The organism is Ursidibacter maritimus, assembly GCF_009761395.1.
In the GTDB taxonomy this organism is placed as follows: Bacteria; Pseudomonadota; Gammaproteobacteria; order Enterobacterales; family Pasteurellaceae; genus Ursidibacter; species Ursidibacter maritimus.
On record NZ_LEKN01000033.1, the window covers coordinates 1 to 1,645 of the forward strand.

Genomic DNA, 1,645 nt, shown 5'->3' on the forward strand with positions numbered 1-1,645 from the left:
ACCGATACCACGCTTCCAGGAAAAGCCACTAAGCTTCAGGTTTATCTAAACCGTACTATAAACCGACACAGGTGGTCAGGTAGAGAATACTCAGGCGCTTGAGAGAACTCGGGTGAAGGAACTAGGCAAAATAGCACCGTAACTTCGGGAGAAGGTGCGCTGGCGTAAGTTGTAGGAGTTTACCTCCGAAGGCTGAACCAGTCGAAGATACCAGCTGGCTGCAACTGTTTATTAAAAACACAGCACTCTGCAAACACGAAAGTGGACGTATAGGGTGTGATGCCTGCCCGGTGCTGGAAGGTTAATTGATGGTGTTATCGAAAGAGAAGCTCCTGATCGAAGCCCCAGTAAACGGCGGCCGTAACTATAACGGTCCTAAGGTAGCGAAATTCCTTGTCGGGTAAGTTCCGACCTGCACGAATGGCATAATGATGGCCAGGCTGTCTCCACCCGAGACTCAGTGAAATTGAAATCGCCGTGAAGATGCGGTGTACCCGCGGCTAGACGGAAAGACCCCGTGAACCTTTACTATAGCTTGACACTGAACATTGAATTTTGATGTGTAGGATAGGTGGGAGACTATGAAACAGTGACGCCAGTCATTGTGGAGTCGTCCTTGAAATACCACCCTTTAACGTTTGATGTTCTAACGAAGATTGCGAAACGCGGTCTCGGACAGTGTCTGGTGGGTAGTTTGACTGGGGCGGTCTCCTCCCAAAGAGTAACGGAGGAGCACGAAGGTTTGCTAATCACGGTCGGACATCGTGAGGTTAGTGCAATGGTAGAAGCAAGCTTAACTGCGAGACCAACAAGTCGAGCAGGTGCGAAAGCAGGTCATAGTGATCCGGTGGTTCTGAATGGAAGGGCCATCGCTCAACGGATAAAAGGTACTCCGGGGATAACAGGCTGATACCGCCCAAGAGTTCATATCGACGGCGGTGTTTGGCACCTCGATGTCGGCTCATCACATCCTGGGGCTGAAGTAGGTCCCAAGGGTATGGCTGTTCGCCATTTAAAGTGGTACGCGAGCTGGGTTTAGAACGTCGTGAGACAGTTCGGTCCCTATCTGCCGTGGGCGTTGGATGATTGAAAGGGGCTGCTCCTAGTACGAGAGGACCGGAGTGGACGCATCACTGGTGTTCCAGTTGTCTCGCCAGAGGCACTGCTGGGTAGCTAAATGCGGAAGAGATAAGTGCTGAAAGCATCTAAGCACGAAACTTGCCTTGAGATGAGTCATCCCAGTCTATAAGACTGTAAGGGTTGTTGGAGACTACGACGTAGATAGGTCTGGTGTGTAAGCGTAGTGATACGTTGAGCTAACAGATACTAATTGCCCGAGAGGCTTAACTATACAACCTAAAGTGTTTTGGGTTGGATGTGACTAGTGAAGAGCTAGGAATAGAGACTAAGGTGCTCAGAGAGAAAAGAGAAGATAGCTCAGGTAACAGCTTGTTTATAATTTTGAAGAATGAAGCTAGAAGATAGCGAAGACAGATAAGATATCTGGAAATAGATAGAACAGGATTTTCCTGATGGCCGTAGTGCTGTGGTCCCACCTGACACCATACCGAACTCAGAAGTGAAACGCAGTAACGCCGATGGTAGTGTGGTGATTCGCCATGTGAGAGTAGGGCACCATCAGGGT

General features: G+C 49.4%; 2 rRNA genes. Both read left to right on the forward strand.

The features are described 5' to 3' along the window. Positions 1 to 1,351, forward strand: a 23S ribosomal RNA gene (locus A1D26_RS05930); the annotation flags it as partial. 177 nt (positions 1,352 to 1,528) lie between these two features. Then, positions 1,529 to 1,644 (forward strand): 5S ribosomal RNA (rrf, locus tag A1D26_RS05935). The last annotated feature ends 1 nt before the right edge of the window (position 1,645 follow it).